General features: G+C 41.2%; 17 protein-coding genes. 2 read left to right on the forward strand and 15 right to left on the reverse strand.

Annotated elements, in window-relative coordinates:
- The 7 genes from H538_RS0111025 to H538_RS0111055 form a co-directional block, all read right to left on the reverse strand.
- The coding region (locus H538_RS0111025; RefSeq protein ID WP_026677645.1) for a thiamine pyrophosphate-dependent enzyme at positions 1 to 1,074 on the reverse strand (1,074 nt) is incomplete at its 3' end.
- A gap of 310 nt (positions 1,075 to 1,384) precedes the next feature.
- Positions 1,385 to 1,534, reverse strand: coding sequence for a hypothetical protein (locus H538_RS26100; protein WP_154657959.1), 150 nt, complete (start codon positions 1,532 to 1,534; stop codon positions 1,385 to 1,387).
- Between the two features lie 26 nt (positions 1,535 to 1,560).
- Positions 1,561 to 3,009, reverse strand: coding sequence for an alpha/beta hydrolase family protein (locus tag H538_RS0111035; RefSeq protein WP_161627202.1), 1,449 nt, complete (start codon positions 3,007 to 3,009; stop codon positions 1,561 to 1,563).
- A 164-nt stretch (positions 3,010 to 3,173) separates the two neighbouring features.
- Positions 3,174 to 3,704 (reverse strand): DUF2062 domain-containing protein, encoded by a 531-nt coding sequence (locus H538_RS0111040; protein WP_026677647.1) that lies wholly within the window; start codon positions 3,702 to 3,704, stop codon positions 3,174 to 3,176.
- Between the two features lie 212 nt (positions 3,705 to 3,916).
- Positions 3,917 to 4,393: a (2Fe-2S)-binding protein gene (locus H538_RS0111045; protein ID WP_026677648.1), complete on the reverse strand. Its 477-nt coding sequence runs from the start codon at positions 4,391 to 4,393 to the stop codon at positions 3,917 to 3,919.
- On the reverse strand, positions 4,393 to 5,229 hold the full coding sequence (locus tag H538_RS0111050) for an FAD binding domain-containing protein (RefSeq protein ID WP_026677649.1): 837 nt from the start codon (positions 5,227 to 5,229) through the stop codon (positions 4,393 to 4,395). Before H538_RS0111050 ends, H538_RS0111045 begins: the two co-directional genes overlap by 1 nt.
- A complete protein-coding gene (locus tag H538_RS0111055) occupies positions 5,226 to 7,547 on the reverse strand; it encodes a xanthine dehydrogenase family protein molybdopterin-binding subunit (RefSeq protein WP_026677650.1) in 2,322 nt (773 codons plus the stop codon). Before H538_RS0111055 ends, H538_RS0111050 begins: the two co-directional genes overlap by 4 nt.
- Before the next feature lie 106 nt (positions 7,548 to 7,653).
- Between H538_RS0111055 and H538_RS23670 the strand changes: the two genes are divergently transcribed.
- The gene (locus H538_RS23670) at positions 7,654 to 7,953 is read left to right on the forward strand and encodes a hypothetical protein (RefSeq protein ID WP_051291442.1); all 300 of its coding nucleotides are present in this window, start codon (positions 7,654 to 7,656) and stop codon (positions 7,951 to 7,953) included.
- A 42-nt stretch (positions 7,954 to 7,995) separates the two neighbouring features.
- Here H538_RS23670 and H538_RS0111065 read toward each other — a convergent pair whose 3' ends face one another.
- Positions 7,996 to 11,403 (reverse strand): hypothetical protein, encoded by a 3,408-nt coding sequence (locus H538_RS0111065; protein ID WP_026677651.1) that lies wholly within the window; start codon positions 11,401 to 11,403, stop codon positions 7,996 to 7,998.
- 265 nt (positions 11,404 to 11,668) lie between these two features.
- Between H538_RS0111065 and deoD the strand changes: the two genes are divergently transcribed.
- On the forward strand, positions 11,669 to 12,376 hold the full coding sequence (gene deoD / locus H538_RS0111070; protein ID WP_026677652.1) for a purine-nucleoside phosphorylase: 708 nt from the start codon (positions 11,669 to 11,671) through the stop codon (positions 12,374 to 12,376).
- 47 nt (positions 12,377 to 12,423) lie between these two features.
- On the opposite strand, the gene ilvA is transcribed toward deoD, so the two are convergent.
- The 7 genes from ilvA to H538_RS0111105 form a co-directional block, all read right to left on the reverse strand.
- On the reverse strand, positions 12,424 to 13,683 hold the full coding sequence (ilvA, locus tag H538_RS0111075) for a threonine ammonia-lyase IlvA (protein ID WP_026677653.1): 1,260 nt from the start codon (positions 13,681 to 13,683) through the stop codon (positions 12,424 to 12,426).
- 112 nt (positions 13,684 to 13,795) lie between these two features.
- Complete coding sequence (locus tag H538_RS0111080; RefSeq protein ID WP_026677654.1) at positions 13,796 to 14,224, reverse strand: DUF2935 domain-containing protein; 429 nt, start codon at positions 14,222 to 14,224, stop codon at positions 13,796 to 13,798.
- Positions 14,225 to 14,356: 132 nt separating this feature from the next.
- Positions 14,357 to 15,310, reverse strand: a complete 954-nt coding sequence (gene msrB / locus H538_RS0111085) for a peptide-methionine (R)-S-oxide reductase MsrB (protein ID WP_154657963.1) — start codon at positions 15,308 to 15,310, stop codon at positions 14,357 to 14,359.
- Positions 15,311 to 15,331: 21 nt separating this feature from the next.
- Positions 15,332 to 17,233, reverse strand: a complete 1,902-nt coding sequence (locus H538_RS0111090; protein ID WP_026677656.1) for a vWA domain-containing protein — start codon at positions 17,231 to 17,233, stop codon at positions 15,332 to 15,334.
- A 26-nt stretch (positions 17,234 to 17,259) separates the two neighbouring features.
- The gene (locus H538_RS0111095) at positions 17,260 to 18,153 is read right to left on the reverse strand and encodes an ATP-binding protein (protein WP_026677657.1); all 894 of its coding nucleotides are present in this window, start codon (positions 18,151 to 18,153) and stop codon (positions 17,260 to 17,262) included.
- 140 nt (positions 18,154 to 18,293) lie between these two features.
- Positions 18,294 to 19,757, reverse strand: a complete 1,464-nt coding sequence (gene putP / locus H538_RS0111100) for a sodium/proline symporter PutP (RefSeq protein WP_026677658.1) — start codon at positions 19,755 to 19,757, stop codon at positions 18,294 to 18,296.
- Between the two features lie 157 nt (positions 19,758 to 19,914).
- Entirely contained in the window at positions 19,915 to 21,363 is a 1,449-nt protein-coding gene (locus H538_RS0111105) for a sigma-54 interaction domain-containing protein (RefSeq protein WP_026677659.1), read from the reverse strand.
- Positions 21,364 to 21,367: the final 4 nt, after the last annotated feature.

A 21,367-nucleotide genomic window follows, 5' to 3' on the forward strand; every position in this document is an offset into this window, starting at 1 on the left:
AAACGATTTTTGCACATCTTGTTGCGGGAATCCAGCTGATGTGCGGTCTTCTTGCGCTGCCCTCGTATACCCTTCAACGACAGGGTTGACAAATTCAAGGTGACTCGGGTTATTGGCTAATGTCAAGCGGGCTTCCAATGAATTCGATTCCTTGATCGCGCGTACTCCGCCGAGATGGTATTTCACATCGCCCGTCCAGCCGTAGTTGATTCCTTTCGATCCTTCCGATGGAACCAATTCTTTATTCGGGGAGTGATGGAACTCCGAAAAGATGATTTCATACGGCTTGCCTAATACGTGGGCCAGCACATTTAAACGTCCCCGGTGGGCCATGCCGATCATCACATTTTTTGCCCCGTCTCTGACCCCTTCAAAAATAATATCGTCAAGCATCGGGACAAGCACATCGACACCTTCGATGGAAAAGCGTTTTTGCCCGACAAACGTTTTATGCAAAAACTGTTCAAAGCCTTCGACTTCCGTCAACCGGCGCAACAAGTGAACGCGTTCTTCATTTGATAACGAACGTTGGATGGAACCCGATTCCACCATATGGGTTAGCCAATTTCGTTCTTCCGCTTCATGTACATGGCTAAACTCATATGATAGTGACTTTGTATAGAGTTCTTTCAACCGATTGACGGCATCAAGACCAGTTTTTACATCACTCGGTGCATCCGACCAGAGAATTTTTGCTGAAATGGATTGTAGATCATTTTCCGTTAATCCATATGTAGCAGGATTAAGAAATTCCGTTTTCTTTTGGCGTTTCACATCAAACGGATAAATTTCCGCACTCAAATGACCATATGCACGAATGTTTTCCATTAATTTCAAAGCAGAAGCAACTTTCATCATATCCGCTTCAGTGATTCCTGCGGCTTGAATCACTCCGGCATTGTCATTTTCCCTTGTTAGCGCTGGCGCTCCCCATTGTTCAAATAATTCTTTGAATGTGGGGTCAACGGAATCTGGATCGTCCTTGTACTGCTCATACAGTTCAATGACGTATCCGAGGTTAGGACCGTAAAACTCCTCCCACTGGTTCGGAGTATTTGGCCGATTAGTGTTCATTTTTGATACCTCCAACTGCGTTTATTTAGCTAGTGTTTTTGAGGAAGTTCTAAGAAGTTAAAACATAATACAAATGTTTTCATTATAAACGCGTACTACTAGAAACTTCTTATCCATATAGAAATATAGACCCATTACGGTGAGTAATCAAGAGATATAATCGTATTTTTTATATTTTTATTCGATTTTTGGACAACTTCCTACAATTTTTGACAACAATCCATCCTCTAGTTTATCATTTTTTACCTGTAAATATAAAAGAAGCGCATCAATAATTTAAATATTGCTGTGCTTCTTAAAATAGGAATATCTATTCATGCCATTCGTCCCAATAGATGTTTATGTATTCGGGATCATTTGCTGATGCTTTCTTTTTTGCTGAATGCAGTGAATTTTTCGAGAACTCCTGAACATTTTGTACCATCTCTTCTTCCCTTCCCTGCCGCGGATCCTTCACCATTACATGACACCCCCTTTTCATTACTCTTAATATGATTCATTTTTTGAAGAAGAATACAAATCGCTTCTCATGTCCATTTTGGCTTCCGGATATTGATTAGAGAGCCTCATTAATTTCGTTTTATCTTCTCCTTTTAAATAAACATTAAAAAAAGAAAGAATATAATCATTTGTAAGGCAAATCATTCTTTTTCCATCAATCGGACCTAATCGCCTATTCTCTTTCGCTTCAAAAAATCGTAATAGTTTTAAAATAGGCAAAAGCAGCGAGAAATCGGTAAAGTTAAAATGCCCTGTTTTTTTAACATTCACACGATAAGCATTGTTTTTTGTTTTGCAATAATACGGGTCATTTTGTCCTTTAAATGAACTGCTTTCCATAAACATAAAAGGGACGGAAAGGGAGTGACCGAATAGCTTGCCGTATTGAAGCCCGTCCATATCAATTCCCGCACGAATTCGGTCATCTATCATACTCACCTGTGTTGCCGTCGTCCCGCCAAACGAAAAGCCGAATAGTCCGATTTTTGTATAATCGATCGATTGATACAATCTGCAATGAGGATCATCATTAAGAACTTGCAATTGGCCGATGACAAAACGTGTGTCTTCCGTCCAAATGGTTAAGCTTTTCCCTGCTAGCGGCGAGTTTTCCACGATTTGCTTTAATAGTTTCTCCTTTTCTTTCATCTCATGGCACTTTAAATAGTGATTGACAAGTGATTTTGTTCGCTGATCTTCCTCAATTGATTGGATAAACCATTCTTCATCATATGTAACGACCCTTCCTGAAGGAAATTTAACCGCAAGCGATTCGTATGGATGTGAAATGCTCAATACAATATAACCATGACTGACCAACTCCTCTATTAACACCGTATTTTGTTTTGTATATCCGTAGAATCCGTGCGAATAAATCAAAACGGGGAACGGGCCCTCTTTCCTTAAAACTTTAGCATCTATAAAAGAATTAGTTTTGATTAAAGAAAGATGGGTAAAAACAAACGAAGGAAGGTTCAGAAATTTTGCCAAAGCTCGAGCGATGCCATCATGCGGGTCTAAATAAGATGCCCGATTTACATTTAAATCGCGAAGTGCCGGATACCAGGCTTCGATTGTTAGCCTTCGCGGTCCCTTCCCATTAGCAAACGTTTCGTTTCTGCTGCCATCAGTTAATTCAATCGTTGTCGTTCCGACCGAATAAGGTCCGCTCGCTTTTGGCCACCGAATTACCGGGAGTCCTAAAGCAGTTATAAGAGTAAAACCAATCGATAGACCACCTAGAAGCCATCCAACAACAAACAATGGATGTGGCCAATTGATTTTACCGATCGTTACGATCAAAAACAGGCATGCCGTCAAATTTGAAGGCAGCATTTGCCAGCGGTATCCTTCCAGTATGAACTGCAAAATCATGACAGTAACTGTAATGATAGAAAGGATGCTGGTCCCTACTGAATGAACAGAAAAAAACAAACTACATTCCGTCATCATAAGCAGCAAAATAAACAATATCTCTAAACGGCGAATGGTAAACACCTCGTTATAGGATGTTCTTTTACTATGATAGTGCCAATCGAAAAAAGGTATACCACATAATGGTACACCTTTTGAACGTTGAATGCCAAAATTAACTGTTTTTATAATGGGATTGAATTTTTTTTGTTCATCCGGCGCTGTCTCTGTTTCTCGTATAAATAATAAACGGGAAAATAAGAAGCAAATCCGAGAACAATTCCAAAGATTGTCATACCGATTAAGACATGGAGACCACCGTGCAACAAATCTTTTAACACATCAAAATTGCCGGAGAAAATTTCTAAAATCGAGTGTTTATGAATGCCAGAACCTCGATTTCTTGAAGGATAGATCCACCCTCCTAGTTTTTTTGCAAACGGTAATAAAATAACAGGAAGAAATGATAACTTGCCAATCACGTTGCCAATGATGGCTGCAGGAAATGAACCTCCGGAAAGACGTACAATGGGGTAAAAGAGAAGATAAACAAGTGCGGCGCTTGAAATGACAACCATTTCTAAACCGAAGCCAATTGCAAATCCCAATGAAACTTTCCTTGCTCCACCCGGTGATCGAAGCAATTTAATGATGTTTAATCGAAAAGCTCTATATAATCTTTGGATAAAGTTGTACTTATTGGTCTGTTTATGCATTAGCATGCCCCCTCTTTGTGAAAGGCAGCTTCTGAAATTTCACCATTAATTGAAAATTGTGTGCAAATCCTCAAGTTCCATCCACCTTAATAGCCTTATTTTTCTTTAATTTAACTGTAACTGTTGGACGGCATAATTGTCAACGTACATGAGTATAAGCTTTAAAAAAGCTGACCCAAAAAGTGCTTTTTAGGTCAGCCTCGACAAGGCAGTCATGAAGATTTGTCGGCATGATCGGATGTCATAACGGACTTTATGGCTGCCTTTATTTCCGCATAGCCCATGCAGCGGCAAAGATTTCCGCTCAGCCAGTCGTTGATCGTCTCACTGTCCGGATTTGAGTGTTGATTCAACAACGCAAACCCATTCATAATAAATCCGGGAGTGCAATAGCCGCATTGGATCGCCCAATTTTCGACGAACGCTTTTTGGATACGCGTGTTTTTCAATCCTTCAATTGTCTTAACATGTTTTCCTTCTGCTTCTATCGCCAACATTAAGCAAGATTTAATCGGTTTGCCGTCCACAAGCACTGTGCATGCATCACAATCGCCATTCTCACAGCCCGGCTTCGCTCCGGTTAATCCGAGTTGATCACGAAGAACGTGTAATAATGTATCGGAAGGCCTTGCAACAACACTTGCTTCTTCATCGTTTACATAAAGGTTGTACATTTTTTTTTCAGGCATTATGAAACACCCTCTAACCATTCAATTATTTCTACTAACGTATTTCGCAACACAAATTCTCGATACTCCTTCGACCCCTGAATGTCATCTAAAATCGGTGCAGGGAAAAGTTTCAAGGCACGATCAATCCGCTCATCGACTACCATTTGATTCTGGCTGATTTCTTTTTCAATCTCCGTCAAACGGAACGGGAAACGGCAAACACCGCTAAACGCCGCTCTTATTTGCCCATCTTTTTTCAACGCTGCCAATGTTAGAAGCGGATAATCGATCGCAGACTGTTTCGTTTTTTTAACTGTTTTAAACGGAAGTGTACTATAGCTCTGTTCAGTAATAAGCTGAACGAGAATTTCTCCTGATTGCAAATGAAGTCGTTCATTAAATGCTTCATGAATCGAGACGGTTTTAAATCCATTATTCCCGGCAATAACAAGCTGGCTGTCGGCCAATAAAAACGGCAAGACCGTCTCGCGATACATAAGTTTTCCGGAAATATTCCCCCCGATCGTCATTTTATTCCGTGATGTACGGTCGGCCGTTCTTTTCGATACTTCGCTTAATAAAGGGAACAGATTGCTTTCTTCAATTTGCGTTAACGTAACGGCTGATCCGATAACGAGTTTTGAGCCTTCCACATGAAGGACGTTGCATTCCGGAATCGTTTTAATATCAATAACCGCTTTTGTAAAAAGTTGGTTCATTCTCGCCATGCTGATAATTTCTGTTCCGCCTGCATAATAGATAGGTAATTTCCCTGCGGCCAGCAATTGATGATATAACGAAACAGCTTCAGCAATTGAACAAGGTTGATAATAATCAAAATCAAATGAGATCATTTGCTATCTCCTCTAACTTGCTTCCATATATTTTCCGGGGTCAGCGGCAGACGGTTGAGTTCACCCCCGACCGCAATCGATAAGCTGTTGGCAAGCGCTCCAGGAATGCCGATGACACCGTGCTCGCCAAGCCCCCGCGCACCGTATGGCCCATCGATTTGCGGCGTCTCGACGAATTCAACGATATATTCCGGAATATCAGTCAAGCGCATTAATTTATAAGAGCGAAAGTTGGGGTTTTGGACTAATCCATTTGAATCAAATTGAAACCCTTCCTGGCTGGCGATGCTGAGCCCCATGCACATCCCGCCCATCGTTACACTTTCAGCGGTTTTATAATTGATCACTTTCCCCGCATCGATGACAGAGGCAGCCCTTAAAATTTTGTACGTAAAATCCCGTTTATCAAGCTCAATTTCAATCGCTTGCGCTCCTACCGTCCATGTCGGGCCCGGAACGCCTCTCCCCGTTGTCGGATCTAAATGGGATAAATGTTGCATGATGAAATTTCCCCGCCCGATAAGTTGGCCGCCAACTGCGTTTCCATTCGGAAACATAAAGCCCGCCGCCATATCTTTTATCTCGATAAAAATGTTCGGGTTATGTTTTAAATATACTTTTTCATACCCAACTTCCAACTGTTCCGGTGAACATCTTAAAGCGACGGATCCAACTTGCCGGAGCTGTGCGATCACATCCTTCACTGCTTCAAGTGCCGCATTTCCTACCATGAACGTTGCCGTGCTGGCAACCGTTTTCCAATGTTCCGGGTTCGTACGTGTGTCAACTTCCATCGTAACATGTACTTTGCTCATATCCATTTTTAGCCGTTCCGCCACAATTTGCGCAAGGACGGTTTTAGTCCCCTGCCCTAATTCAACAGCGCCGATGCTCAAGTTCACACTTCCATCGTTATTAAATGATAATACGGCTCCCGAAGTGGCATTAGGCGCGCTTGTCGGAGCTTTCCAAAGACATCCAATACCTTTTGCTCTCACTTTGTTTTCATCAATTTCAATTCGTGCACCTTCGTCCCAATTGATGATCTCTTTTAATCTGGATAGGCATTTTATCAGGGAACCAATGTTGCTCCTGGTGAGCACTACTTGTGTCGGCGTCGTGTTTCCCGCTCGAATCGCATTTTTTTGTCTTAATACGAGCGGATCTATATTCAATTTTTTTGCCATCATATCGATTGCCCGTTCGATCGCGAACATCAGCTCTGAATGGCCAAACCCTCTAAACGATGTCGCATAGGGACGATTCGTATAGACACATAATGAATCACACCAAACATTTTCGATATGATAAGGACCTGTGCAATCAACCGCACCTGCCCTTGCGATTGCCAACCCCTGGTCCGCGTAGGCGCCGCCGTCAAACCAATAAGAAAGTTCCGCCGCTTGAATAAGACCGTCTTTCGTACAGCCGAGTTTAACCTTTGCCTCAAGACCTATATGGCATGGAGCACTCAACATGTCTTGTTCCCTTGAAATGACAAGCTTGACTTCTTTTCCGTTCACAGCTTTCGAAGCCATATAAGCAATAAATTCAAGGCAAACTGCTGCTTTTCCGCCAAATGATCCGCCGACAAAAGGGGTATGAACGGTAATTTTTCCTGCATCGACATTAAAATAACGGCTGATTAATTTTTTGATGACAAATGGTGATTGTGAAGCCGAATAAATTGTTACATTTCCACCCGCTGAAATTTGGGCCCTGATACAGCGTGTTTCCATTGCCGCGTGGTCCGATTTCGGATATGAAAAGCTTGCCTCAACGACAACTTCGCTATTTGCCCACCCTTTTTCCATGTTTCCTTTCCTGATCTTTTGCCGGTGGGCAATGTTTGTATTTGGTTCAGGAGCCGCGGGTTTTACAACTTTATACATTCCTAAGTTTTCATGGATTAAAGGAGCACCTTCAGCGAGGGCATCCAATACGGTGTTAACAACCGGCAAAGGTTCATACTCCACCTGAATGGCTTCGGCTGCCAATTTTGCTTCATGATCACTTTTAGCAACAACGACAGCGACCGGTTCTCCGTGATATCTCACCTTTTCAACCGCCAAAACAGGACGATCTTTTAATAGTGAACCTGTTAAAAAAGGAAAGTGCTGTCCTGTTAAAACCGCTTTTGTCCCCGGCAATTTCAAGGCGAGTGACGTATCGATCGATTTTATTTTCGCATGGGCAAATGGGCTTGTTACTAATCTTGCAAATAAAAGCCCCGGTGCCGTGTAATCATTTGTAAATTTCGCATTTCCGGTTACTTTTTCCCACGCATCCACTCGAAGATGGTTCTTCCCGACAATCATTGACTCATCCATCTATTTCCTCCAAAAACGATAAGTTTCTTTCATACTATTAACTTAAGATGGACAGTCTATACAAAAGGAGCGACTCAAAAAAGGTGGCGGTAAAATGACGCAACAACGATTTGCGAAAAAAGCAAATGAAATCATGCAACAAATCCAACAGATTGCTCAAGCCATATATTTAGACGAACAAATTACTGTGCAGCAATTTAACCTATTGCAGCAACAACACCCTTTACTTGCGATGGATTTTCACCATTTTGAACAAAAAACGAATACAAATGTGCTGCAATTAATGCAAATCCAACAACTAGCGCAAATGCTACAGCAAGAATTGCAAAAGCAATTTGGGCCCGAACCAAATTTTCCTGTTGAATTAGCGACTGAAACCTATTTTATAAAATAAAAGAGGAATACATTTGCGTATTCCTCTTCTGACAGGCGCTAATTAATCCCAGCGCTTTAACTTTTCAATGATGTTCTTTTTCAACCAATGGATCACCGTCTGTTCTCCCTTGCTGCTTTTTTGCTTATGCCATTCATTAAGGCTGGCAACAAGAATCAATATCGAACCGGCAATGAGCAAATACGCCCACCATGGAAGGTTTCCCCAATACGGACGTGTCTGTAAAAATACATTTAACAACAGCACCCCCGAACCGATGAAAAAGTAAGATTTAATTCTGAAAAACATCCCCGCAAGTAAGGCCAAAAGCGATAAAGTTCCGATGATCAACGCATCATAAATCGTTGAGCTTTCTAAACCGTCCTGGATTAACAACAGCGATACGATGAGAAGAATCGTCCATTCAGTACGGTTTACAACCCGTTTTTTGCTTTTGCCGATATACATTCTTAAGAAAATCGTTAACGGGACCCACGGCAGGACATAGACTTCTCTCTCGATAAGATCAGGTATATTGATAGCCCCGATAATGGAATAATACGGTTGCAATAAATAAGCTGCAGATAGAATAGTGATCCATCTTGAACATTTCAGAGGCAACCGGTTCGTTTGCAGCCATATGGCAACGGAAATGAATATTCCAGGCAGAGCCTTCACCCAAATCATATCCGGTTGGATCAAATACAAGTAGACGAAATGGACAAATCCGATGATCGTATAGCCGTCAAGCATTTTTAGCAACCCATTTTCAAACTCAACATTTTTTTTATAAAGTAGCCGGCCAATCACTAATAGAACGGCACCAAAACAGGCAACAAGTAAAAAGTTTAGCCCTGGATCGAATCCGAATTCATTCAACCCGAGTATTGTAGCAATGAACAGAAACCCACAAGGGACTACAACAATGACATCCCATTTCATTTGATGGAGAAGGACTGCTAAACAAGCTGTCATGCCAAGAATGACAACATATACCACCTCATCGAAGAACGGTGTGACCGTCGAGACTAAAATACTAATAAGTGCAAACGGAACAAAATAATAGGTTATTCTCTTTTTCCACACTTTTGATGAAACGAGCCAAAAAATAAAAATGAAAAGGGTTGTTAAACAAAAAGAATAGTGTAATCTGTTAAATAGACCCCCGAAAATGAAAGCGGTAAAAATGGTTGAAAATAGTGTTGTCAATGCGCTATATAATAAAACTTTTATGACCCACTCCGTGCGGGCGATATAGGTCGAATAGGCATAGATCAATACAGAAAGGCCCAGACCCCATACGGCTATTTCTCCATTAAAAAGAACAGTTAACAAAATGGCGAGCGGCAAATAGCCATGTGCCGTCAACCAGAAGCTTCTTTGCAGTACCGGTTTTTGTTTTAACTTCCAGCCGATAGCGAATAATAGAAGCGCTCCAACTTCTAACTGACAAGACTCCGCAACACCAGTAAGATGGTCATTTCGCCCGACGGCATAAAGAATCGTCAAATAGGTTGCTAACGTTGTAATGCTGGTGGCATAAGCAATGAAATCAAACTTTAATTTCCGATAACAATAGCTGTACATCCCGATCCCTAAAGCCATCACTAGTGGACGAGCCCACATCGCATTGATCGGAAGTGTTAATGCAGCCAATATTGCCATCGTGTAAAAGCCAACCGCAAGATAAAATGAGGATTGTCCCACTTTCGTTTGCTTCCATTTATCCCATCCAAAATGACAAATAAATAAAACGAAGCTTCCAGTAACGAGATGAAACGTTATGCCTAAATGTTCCCGATAAAAGGAAGATCTTTGGCTGAGCTCTTCCATTATTGAAATAAACGCAACTCCCCAGGATAACGGAATCACCCACGGCAACCCCATTTGATAAATCCTTCTTTGATCAACCTTGTATATTAAAAGCGAGCAAGCGCCAAACAATAGAAGCATAACGCCAACTTCCCATTGCTTTAATAGCAAGCCTGAAAGCATGAGTGAAAAGATCATGACACCTGCCGAAACATCTCGAGAGCTTTGCTGAATGGGCTTAAGCAGCGAAAATTTCAGTTGATAACCGACCAATAGAAACAGGAGCACCCCACTGATAAAGAGCGGCCATATAACAGTTTCAACATCAATTAGTGAGCTGGCGAGCAAGACCCCTTCGAACAACCCCGCTGTTATAAAAACAGGGCTCAAGTAACGAAACAATGGAAAAGGAATGTGATTTGCCAAATACGTAAAATGAATGGCAATGATGAAATAAGCCAGAAGCAGCGGCAATGATGGTTCGCTTCCGTTTAATAAAATCCCTTCTAAACTGATATATATAAAAGCACATACCGAAACGATTGAACTTGTATAGTGAAAAGCTTTCTTTAATTTAAACTCATCATTGATGACATTCGGAACGATGAGAAATACAATGCCGATCAGTGCATAGAAAATCGCTCCCCATTCATTTAAGCCGATATTTTCAATAACCTGGTAGGTCCCATAAACAACCATGGCACTAAAGACAAAATGATATTCTTTTTGTCTTGAAACGTAGATCATCGATAAGTAGAGGATCGCCGTTAACCAGATATTGAATCCTTGAAAAAGCCCGTTTTTGTATATGAATAACATGAAAAGTGTCGAGAGAATTAAATTTCCCTGGACAAAATAAATAAATTCTTTTGTAAATAGCGTATATTGCGGGCGTTTTTTGAACCAATGGTAGCCTATCATCAACAACCCGTTGCCGATCATCAAACCTAAATAATATCCATCGACCGGCATTTGAAATGAAGCGACGAAAAATGCAAGTGAGGAACTTAACGAAACGAACGAGAACCAGACAAATAAACGCGATTTTATAAACGTGGCAAATGATACATATACAGGCAAAATAGCGGCCGAACCAATAAAGCCTAAAAGGTAACGGCCTTCCCCGAAAAACGATAAATATGGTCCTAAAACCTTAAACCAGCCGATCGATACAATAAAAATCGGCAAAAACAAACTGCCAAGAACTAAAAATGCAAACGATGTCTTCTTAATATGCAATATACGCTCGGCTAAAAAGGCAATGCCGAAAAACAAAAGAGCGACTGACAAAATCGATCCGCTTTTCATCATGCCCGACATCGAAGACCAATTGCTTGTAGCGACAAAAAGCCCGCCGATTAATAATAATAGAACACCGATGTTTAGCGCCCATATAATATTTCGTTCACGAATTTGCTCCGGAGTCACTCGTCGCTTTTCTTTTACAGGCACAGTTTCTTTTGCGGCCGGAGCTTGAACCATTAGATCAGGCATAGCCTTTCTGGCGGCCTGTTCTTCTTCATACTCTTTTTCGCAAAGCCGCTTTTGCGCTTCTAGCACCTGTTTATATACTTCTGTTGTTATAAAGCCTTGAATTTTTAACAATTGCAGCTCTTCTTTAAAAACAAGCTGGCGTTCTTCTCGCGAAAGAACCTTCATGAACCCTCCCACCTTTCATTGCCCCCCCGGTGATTTACGTAAATGATACAATGGAATGTTCATGAAAGTAAGTACTATCTTTTCCTAGTACCGAACGTAGCTTCGCTTAAAGGCGTGGCACGAATTTTACAACTCAACGAATGAGTTGTACGTTTGATCCGCATGATAAAAATTGTCATGTCTTTTTTGTTCGATTAAAATAAAAAGGATGAAATGATTTCTAGGAGGTGAATGCCGCTGTCTGACCAGTAGATAGCGGTTTATGATGAGTGTACATATTGGTGCCAAGCAAGGTGAAATTGCAGAAAGCATATTGCTGCCGGGAGATCCTCTTCGCGCAAAATATATTGCCGAAACGTTTTTAAAAGATGCCGATTGTTATAATAACGTTCGCGGCATGTTAGGGTTTACAGGTACATATAAAGGAAAACGGGTTTCCGTTCAAGGAACGGGCATGGGACTTCCTTCTATTTCGATATACGTCAATGAGTTGATCCGTGAATACGGAGTAAAAAAATTATTCCGTGTCGGCACATGCGGAGCAATTCAAAAAGATGTAAAAGTTCGTGATGTCATTATTGCGATGACGTCCACGACCGACTCGAATATTAATCGCCAAACATTTCCCGGATTTGACTTTGCCCCATGCGCCAATTTCGATTTATTGAAAAAAGCATATGAAGCAGGCGTCGAAAAAGGTTTGCATATCCGGGTCGGCAATGTGTTTTCTTCGGATGTATTTTATCGTGACAATATAGATATTATGAAAAAATTAGCCGAGTATGGCGTCCTTGCGGTAGAAATGGAAACGACCGCCCTTTATACATTGGCGGCAAAATACGGCGTTCATGCATTATCGATCTTAACGGTGAGCGACCATATTTTCACAGGGGAAGAAACGACGGCTGAAGAGCGCCAAACAACGTTTAACGATATGATCGAAATGGCTTTAGAAGCAGCAATTAGCGAATAGAAACAATGAACCTCAGGCGGATTGTTCTCACCTGAGGTTCATTACTGTCAAATTAATAGATTAAATAAATATGGATCCTTATTGATTTCAATATAGGAGAAGCCTTTTTTGTCCATTCGTTCAATTAATGGAAAGTAGTCTTCCTTATGCTTTAATTCAATTCCGACTAATACTGGCCCTTTATCGCGGTTGTTTCTCTTCGTGTATTCGAACCGTGTAATATCGTCCTCTTCTCCAAGCACTTCATGCATAAATTCTCGTAAGGCACCTGCACGCTGCGGGAAGTTAACGATAAAATAGTGTTTCAAGCCTTCATAGATGAGCGAACGTTCTTTAATTTCCTGCATCCTGTCGATGTCATTATTGCCTCCGCTCAGCACACACACAACATTTTTACCCCTGATTTGATCCTTGAAAAATTCCAATGCCGCAATAGAAAGTGCGCCTGCAGGTTCTGCTACAATTGCGTTTTCATTATAAAGATCGAGGATGGTCGTGCAAATTTTGCCTTCAGGAACTTCTATAATATCATCAAGCACTTCTTTGCAAATATCAAACGTTAACTCGCCGACCTGTTTGACAGCGGCCCCGTCAACAAATTTATCAATTTTATCAAGGGAAACGACGGTATCTTCCTCAACCGACCGCTTCATTCCCGGTGCTCCCTCGGGTTCAACTCCGATGACTTTCGTATCAGGGCTTATGCTTTTAATATAGGAACCGACGCCGGACGCAAGGCCTCCGCCTCCTATCCCCACAAAAAGAAAGTCTAAATGTTCATCCATATCGTTCATGATTTCAAGGCCTACGGTTCCCTGTCCAATGATCGTACGGTAATCATCAAAGGGATGAATAAAGGTCATGTTTTCTAGCTCACAGTATTCTATCGCTTTATTATAAGAGTCATCAAATGTATCCCCTGTTAATATTACTTCAACAAATGAACCGCCAAATAAATTCACTTGTGAAACTTTTTGCCTTGGTGTTGTGGACGGCATAAAAATTTTCCCTTTAATGCCAAGCGTTTTACAAGAGTACGCAACACCCTGCGCATGATTGCCTGCACTGGCGCAAACGACTCCATTTTGCCGCTCTTCTTCAGTTAAGCTATGGATAAAATTATAGGCACCTCTTATTTTAAATGACCTTATGATTTGAAGGTCCTCTCTTTTTATAAATACATTACAGTTATACCGATTGGATAAAATTTCATTTTTTTGCAATGGTGTCTGATCTACCACATCCTTTAATACTTGATTTGCGATTACTATGTCTTCGATCCGAACCTTGCTTAATACTTTCGTCATGTCTGTCATCCCTTATTGTTAGAATTTTAAAATTTATTGTATCATACGTTGCCTAACTTTCAATAGGAAAACGAGATATTTTATAAAATATCTCGTTTTGTTCACAATATGTTTAATGTTGCTGGTATAAAATGGTTCGCGCAATTCCGATAAAGTATTCGGATTCATCAATAATATGCTTAAGAACGACTTTTGCTGTTGAGTTGGCTTGAATTGGCCTGCTTTCATTCATTAACCGGTTGCAAAAGTCGATAAACTGCCCGCTTTGCTGCATGCAATAGGATACAAGGTTCATCACATCCTGATAAAGAGCTGGCGTAAGGTTATTGCCGGAGCGGATCACGGTTTCCATCATACTCACCACTCTTTGATAGGTTAATACAAATACTTTTTCCCATTCTTTTAATCCGTTCACATATTCCGCCTCGAGTCCATGCACGAGTTCCCGAATGACGACGGTATGTTCTTCTTCCTGACGTTTCCAAAATTCCGCTTCATCTAGAACTCTTAAGGGCATTTGTGTCCCATAATAATATTGCACCGTACCCTCTCCTTAGTCGTCCATTTTTTTATCACTACCATTCTATTCAAAATCGATAGTCCCTATGATTTTCCATCCTCACAATAAACTTCGCAAAAAAGGTGTCATCGCAGCAGATGACACCTTTTCTACTTATTTAAATAAGCTTAAATACTCTTTATACCCTTCTTTTTCAAGATCCTCTTTTGGGATAAATTTAAGAGCCGCTGAGTTAATGCAATAGCGCAGGCCGCCTTTATCTCTTGGTCCGTCGTGGAAGACGTGCCCGAGGTGGGAATCCGCACTTTTGCTTCGTACTTCTGTGCGAATCATCCCATGGCTAAAGTCGGTTTTCTCTTTAATCTCCGTTTCATGAAGCGGTTTCGTAAAGCTCGGCCAGCCACATCCTGAATCAAATTTATCAAGCGAACTAAACAATGGCTTTCCTGAAACGATATCAACATAAATCCCTTCTCGTTTATTGTCCCAATACTCATTTTCAAACGGCGGTTCAGTCGCATTGTTTTGCGTTACTTCATATTGCATTTTCGAAAGCCGCTTCTTCAACTCCTGGCGATTCCTTTTTTCGCCCCAATGCTTTTCAATAAAAGCATCCCTGCCTGATCCTTGCCGGTATCGTTTATAGTGAAATGGATTTTTTTTATGATAATCCTGATGGTATTCTTCGGCAGGATAAAACGTGGAAGCAGGCAAAATCAAGGTTACGATCGGCTGGTCGAAGCGCCCGCTTTCTTCAAGTTTCCTTTTCGATTCCTCAGCTTTCTTTTTTTGTTCTTCGTTGTGATAAAAAATGGCTGTCCGGTACGAAGAACCGCGATCGTAAAATTGTCCGCCACTATCCGTTGGATCAATTTGTTGCCAATAAATATCCAACAGTTTTTCATAAGGGAAGACCGCGGGATCAAACGTAATTTGGACCGCTTCAAAATGACCGGTTTCATTCGAGCACACTTCTTTATACGTTGGGTTTTCCGTATGGCCACCAGTATATCCTGATATGACCTGCTGAATTCCCGGCCTTTCTTCAAACGGGGTTACCATACACCAAAAACAACCGCCAGCAAATGTTGCTTTTTCGAAATCCATCGTCATAACCTCCTTAAAAATTCACGTTAATTTATATAATAACCTGCGGAGTACTGGTATTAAATAGTCTACTAGCTCTGAAGCATTTGGAACAACCATTTGATGATGACCGTAGATGCTTTTCATTAATTCCCTGTCTTTTTCGGTAATTTCACCGCCTGAAATAAACATTCCGAGCGTCTCTATTCCCTGTTTTTTCGCATTGGAAACCGCTTCATACGTATCCAGCACACCATGGTCCTCGTAATTGAATGCTGCGGGTTCTCCATCGGAAAAAACGATCAAAAACTTTTGCTTTTCAGGACGTTTCATTAACTCTTCCGCCATTCTTCTAATAGCGTATCCGTCGCGATTATCTTCTTCCGGCTCTAATTGAAGAATTTGCGGACCGGTTTGCGGCAATAAAGAATGCCGAAACGAGATCACTTCATGAAAGTAATTCGGCTGCCTGTTTTCAGTGGCGCTAGCGGCGTCTTCCCAAAATCCTGTAATGCCATGTGGAATACGCAAGTGTTTTAACGTTTCATGAAACAGGATAATGGCCTTCTTTGTTTCTTCCATTTTGTCAAACATTGACGCTGAACAATCGACTAATAGTGTAAAAACAGCATCAAGTTCCCGGCTTTTTTCTTGTTTTTTATAAAAGATTCTCGGGTTTTTCTCAGTGATGACCCGCGTCAGTTTTTTACTTAACCTACCGAAATGCAAATCTCCCCGCGGCGCATTATTTTTATGTTCGATCGTTTTTAAAAAGCTTTGCTTCAATTGATTCACAAACGGTTGAACGTGCGACTTTATTTCATCATAAAGTTCGTGCTCTAGCTCCGTAGAAGATCGTGGTTTTACCCACTTTTCTTCAACGCTTCGATTAATTTCTCCATATGGAAAACAAGAGTCCTCTCCAGATGGTTGGGGCTGGTCGAGATTTGAAAGATGTTGCTCGATTGAATACTCGTTACGTCTTGATTTCTGTGAACCTGTCTGAACCGTGCCAAATACCTGGTCTCCGGTTTCCGCTTTCCTCGCAGCTTCGCCATGCAAATCTGTCGAAGTTCCCCGGTCTATATCATATTGAAGAAAGGATTCACGAGGTGAAGATGTTTCCTCATGCCAGCCTGGCAGCCTTTCTTTTGTCTCCTCACTCTCCTCTTTCTTTTCGTTTAACTCGATGGATTGATTCGTCTCTGCCTCGTTATTCCGTGTCAACTCATCAAACGTCTCGGAAATTGAAGCGGATGATTTATCATAAGATAGGTAGGAAGAGTCCATATCTTGAAAGCCATGTTTTTTAACGATTTCCTCAATTTGTTCAACAATCGGAATAAGTTGTTCCGTCTTATCTGCTTGCTCGAGCAAAAATAACGGTTTTTTCATTTGTAAATAAAATGGTTTTAGAAAATCCGGCAAATGCGCAAAACGTTGATTCGCCAGCAATACCATAAAGCAAAAAAAGGCATCTAGCCATTTCTTCCTTTCGACATGCTTCTTAAATTGCCGGTGATAATGCGTTTGATAAATTTGTTTTCGTATGTCAAAAGAATGAACTGTCCCCGGCCTCTGTTTTAAACAAAGCTTCTCTATCCGATGATCTTCAGCAAACAATAGAACATGGATCAAAAATTTACCATTCATTCGTTTTGACAGTTTTGAAGCGGCGCTTTGCAACCGCTCTAAATCTGTAAAATGATAGTTACCGTAACTTCGCAAGTAGATATCACTTTTTAATCCGTGGAATTGAACGTCCTTCGGATAAAGATTCCAAAAATGACTGACATGAATGGTTGGTGTTTCTTTATCCAAATAGGAATGATAGGAAAATTCAACATCCATTAACGGCTCTTTCGACAATGTCCGGGCAAGGTCAATTAATTGCATATGAAGAAACGAATCAATATGCGTTTCGGCGAAAGAAAGAAATTTCAATTAGCCCCCCTCCCCTCTCAAGAGTTCTACACAAACAATGTATCCGCCACATTTTGAATCAGCGCCTTTTCCCGGTCATCCTCCAATTTATCGGCAATCGCCCGCTGGATCGCCCGCTTTGGGGGCATAAAGGCGGATAAATCACACGCATCGAGCAGCGCCCGGATCGAAGCGGCGTCTTCGGATAATTGGCCCGCTTTTGTTTGCTGGATTAAATCCGCTGAAAATCGGACAAATGAATTGATCATCTCTTCATTCGTTTGTCTCGAGTGCATCTTCAACATTTCTTTTAACATGCTTCCTTGAATATACGGCACTTCAATAACGACAAACCGGTTTTTCAACGCTTCATTTAATGGAACCGTTCCAATATAGCCTTCATTGATCGCAGCAATTACGTTAAACCCTTCTTTCGCTTTCAGCACTTCACCCGTAAACGGATTGCTAATCGTTCTTCGGTAATCTAAAATTCCATTTAAAATTGGCAACGTTTCCGGTTTCGATATGTTAATTTCATCGATATACAAAAAATGACCTAATTGCGCAGCCTTTGTGACAGGTCCGGGAATGAACCGGATTTCCGCTTCTCCGCTTTCATACGATAACGTCTTATGTCCTAATAAAGCTTCCGCATCTAAATCGACGGAACAATTAATGGAATGAAGAGGTTGATAAAACAAATAAGACAAATATTCAGCGAGCTTCGTTTTTCCTGACCCCGTTGGTCCTTTTAATAAAACATTTTTCCCCATTAATAAAGCGATTAATGCATCGGTTACAATCGTTTGTTCAGGCGGGTAGTAACCCCGTTTTCCAATAAAATCTTTATAATCAGAAGAAATATGATCGATACGTTCATTACGTTCGATCTTCAGTTGTTCCTTTAATTTTTCTGGTAATTGAATGTGTTCGAAATCCATTTTCGTCCCTTTCTACAATCCGAGTTTATTAACGAATAAACGTTCCTCACTATTTTACTAAATGGCAGGTCTAATGACAAAAAAAGAGTGCTTACTCAAAAAGAAGCCTCTTTGCAAGGGCAAAAAGGCTTCGTGTATTTTTATGCAGTTTTTTGAACAGTATCATCGAATTCTTTTTCGATCTCATCCGATGGTTTTGCAGTCAATAAGCTCACGACAAAAATCGCAATAGCACAAGCGATGAATCCCGGGATAATTTCATAAATCGCATCAAGCGCTTTAAATTGATCCCAGACGATAACAGTAACGGCACCGACAACCATTCCGGCAAGCGCTCCCCATTTTGTCATGCGCCTCCAGTAAAGGCTTAGAAGCACAACCGGTCCAAACGCTCCTCCAAATCCTGCCCACGCATACCCTACAAGGCTAAGGATCGTTTTATTTGGATTTAAAGCAAGGAGAAGCGCGATAAGCGAGACGCCTAAAACAGCCAATCTTCCAACAAGGACAAGCTCTTTATCGGATGCAGATTTACGGATAAACGCTTTGTAAAAGTCTTCCGTCAACGCGCTTGAAGTCACTAACAATTGTGAAGAAATCGTACTCATAACCGCCGCTAAAATCGCCGCAAGTAAAAATCCCGTAATGAGCGGATGGAACAAAATATCCGATAATTGAATAAATACGGTTTCCGGATTATTCAACTTTCCGTGTTTCATATTAAAATAGGCAATGCCGATAAGGCCTGTAAACATCGCTCCTACGATCGAAAAAATCATCCATCCCATTCCGATCCGGCGTGCGCTTTTAATTTCTTTCGTTGATTTAATCGCCATAAAGCGGACGATAATATGCGGCTGGCCGAAATAGCCGAGCCCCCATGCAAGCAACGAAATAATGCCAATAACGCTTGTCCCTCTAAAGGCATCTAGCAGTTTCGGATCAATGGAGTGAATTTCATGGAACGTTGTCGAAATACCGCCAACATGCAGGATCGTAACGACCGGCACTAATATTAAGGCGATAAACATGATCGTTCCTTGAACGAAGTCTGTCCAACTAACGGCAAGGAAGCCGCCAAATAACGTGTATAAAATGACGACACTTGCTGTAATCCAAATGCCCCATCTGTAATCTAGTCCAAATGCGGTTTTGAATAGTTCCCCGCCGGATACCATTCCGGATGACGTATAAAATGTAAAAAATACAAAAATGACTAATGCTGAAGTCACCCGTAAAATCTTCGACCCGTCTTTAAAACGATTGTCAAAATAATCAGGTATTGTTATGGAGTTGTTTGCCACTTCTGAATACGTACGTAATCTTGGCGCGACAAAGAGCCAGTTTAAGTAAGCACCCGTACAAAGTCCGACAACGATCCAGCCTGCACTTAACCCCTGGGCATACATCGCGCCAGGCAATCCCATCAACAGCCAGCCGCTCATGTCCGAAGCTCCTGCACTTAATGCAGTAACTGCCGGCCCGAGCCCCCGTCCGCCGAGCATATAATCCGTCAAGTTACTCGTTCTGCGGTATGCAAAATAGCCAATTAAGAGCATACCAGCCATATAGATTCCAATGGATATAAATACTCCGATCTCCATTCGTACTCCCCCTTTTGCAATTCTTGTTGAAATTTGTGACAAATTATCGAAAGTGCTTACATTTGTATTATATAGTATCTTTATAGTTTTAGTTGTATTTTTATTATTCTGAATATAAAATAACGGTTAGCCAATTTTTTATAGGCTAACCGTTATTTTATTGAAGTTCATATTTTTCCAATTTGCGGTAAAGCGTTGCTAAACTTATATTTAGCTTTTTGGCGGCTTCGGCCTTCTCAATACTTGCAGCGTTTTTCGGCACGAACTTAACCAGTATGTTTCGTTCATATTGAGAAAGGAGTTCTGTTAAACTCGTTGTGCCCCTTTCCCTGTTGCAATATTTTTCTGCCTCTAACTGCATATCATCCGGCAAATCGTCAAAATCAAGCAATCCGGACTCATTCATATTGATCATATATTCAACTACATTTTCTAACTGCCTGATATTTCCTGGCCAGTCATAATTCATCAGCCATTGTTCTAGCCAAACGTTGATTTCCGGTACTTGTCGATTTAAAAGGATGCTATATTTATTGATAAAATGTGAAAGAAGCATCGGGATGTCGTTCAATCGTTCCCGAAGCGGAATCATTGTAAACGGAAGAACGTTAATCCGATAGTATAAATCTTCGCGAAAACGCCCTTCTTTTACCATTTTCTCCAGATTTTTATTAGTCGCAGCCATCACTCTTGCATGAACCGGGAGCAATTGATTTCCTCCAACCTTCTCGAAACATTTCTCTTGCAAGACCCGCAAAAGCTTCGGCTGGACCGATAGAGGAAGATCACCGATTTCATCGAGGAAAATCGTTCCGCTACCCGCCAATTCGAATTTCCCCGGTTTCCCGTTGCGGTTCGCCCCGGTAAAGGCTCCCCCTTCATAGCCGAACAATTCACTTTCAATTAATTGTTCAGGAATCGCTCCACAGTTAACCGAAATGAACGGATGCTTCGCCCGCTTGCTATTATAATGGATCGCCTGTGCAAGCATTTCTTTTCCCGTTCCATTTTCTCCGCGTATAAGAACGGTTGAAGGACTATCCGCTATTTTCTTCGCTTTTTTGATTATCGCGAGCAATTTTTCATTCGTGCCTATAATGGAATCAAAAGTATACGGCTTTTTATAATTTTCCGCTTCATGCACGAGGCAATCTTCAGGCTCGTTAATCTCTTGCAGCATTAATTTATTTTCCAACAACGAACTAATGTTTTGCAAAAAGTTGGACAAGCTGCTTGAATGTTCCACGATCATTTTTCGTTGTGTCGGTGTAAAACCAATAAACCCGATTACCCCTATCGCTCTTCCGTTTTTATAAATTGGAAAGCCGATCGTCGCAAGCTCTGTGCACTGTTCATTGAAGATGCAGTTGCTGCACTTATCTCCATTTTCTCTCCTGTCAAAAATCATGCCCGGCTTACCGGTTTTTAAAATCGTTTCAAAAAAAGAGCCGCTGGGCACACGCTTTCCAATAAGCTGGCGATGGAAACCAGTCCCGCTAATACGAATATTGTTTTCATCAATGATTGAAACATCAAGTCCTGCGATTTTCGCTATATTATCCGCACATTCCTGGGCGAAATCCTGTATTTTAGCAATGCTTGACATTTTA

The organism is Fictibacillus gelatini DSM 15865, assembly GCF_000430745.1.
Lineage (GTDB): Bacteria > Bacillota > Bacilli > Bacillales > Fictibacillaceae > Fictibacillus_A > Fictibacillus_A gelatini.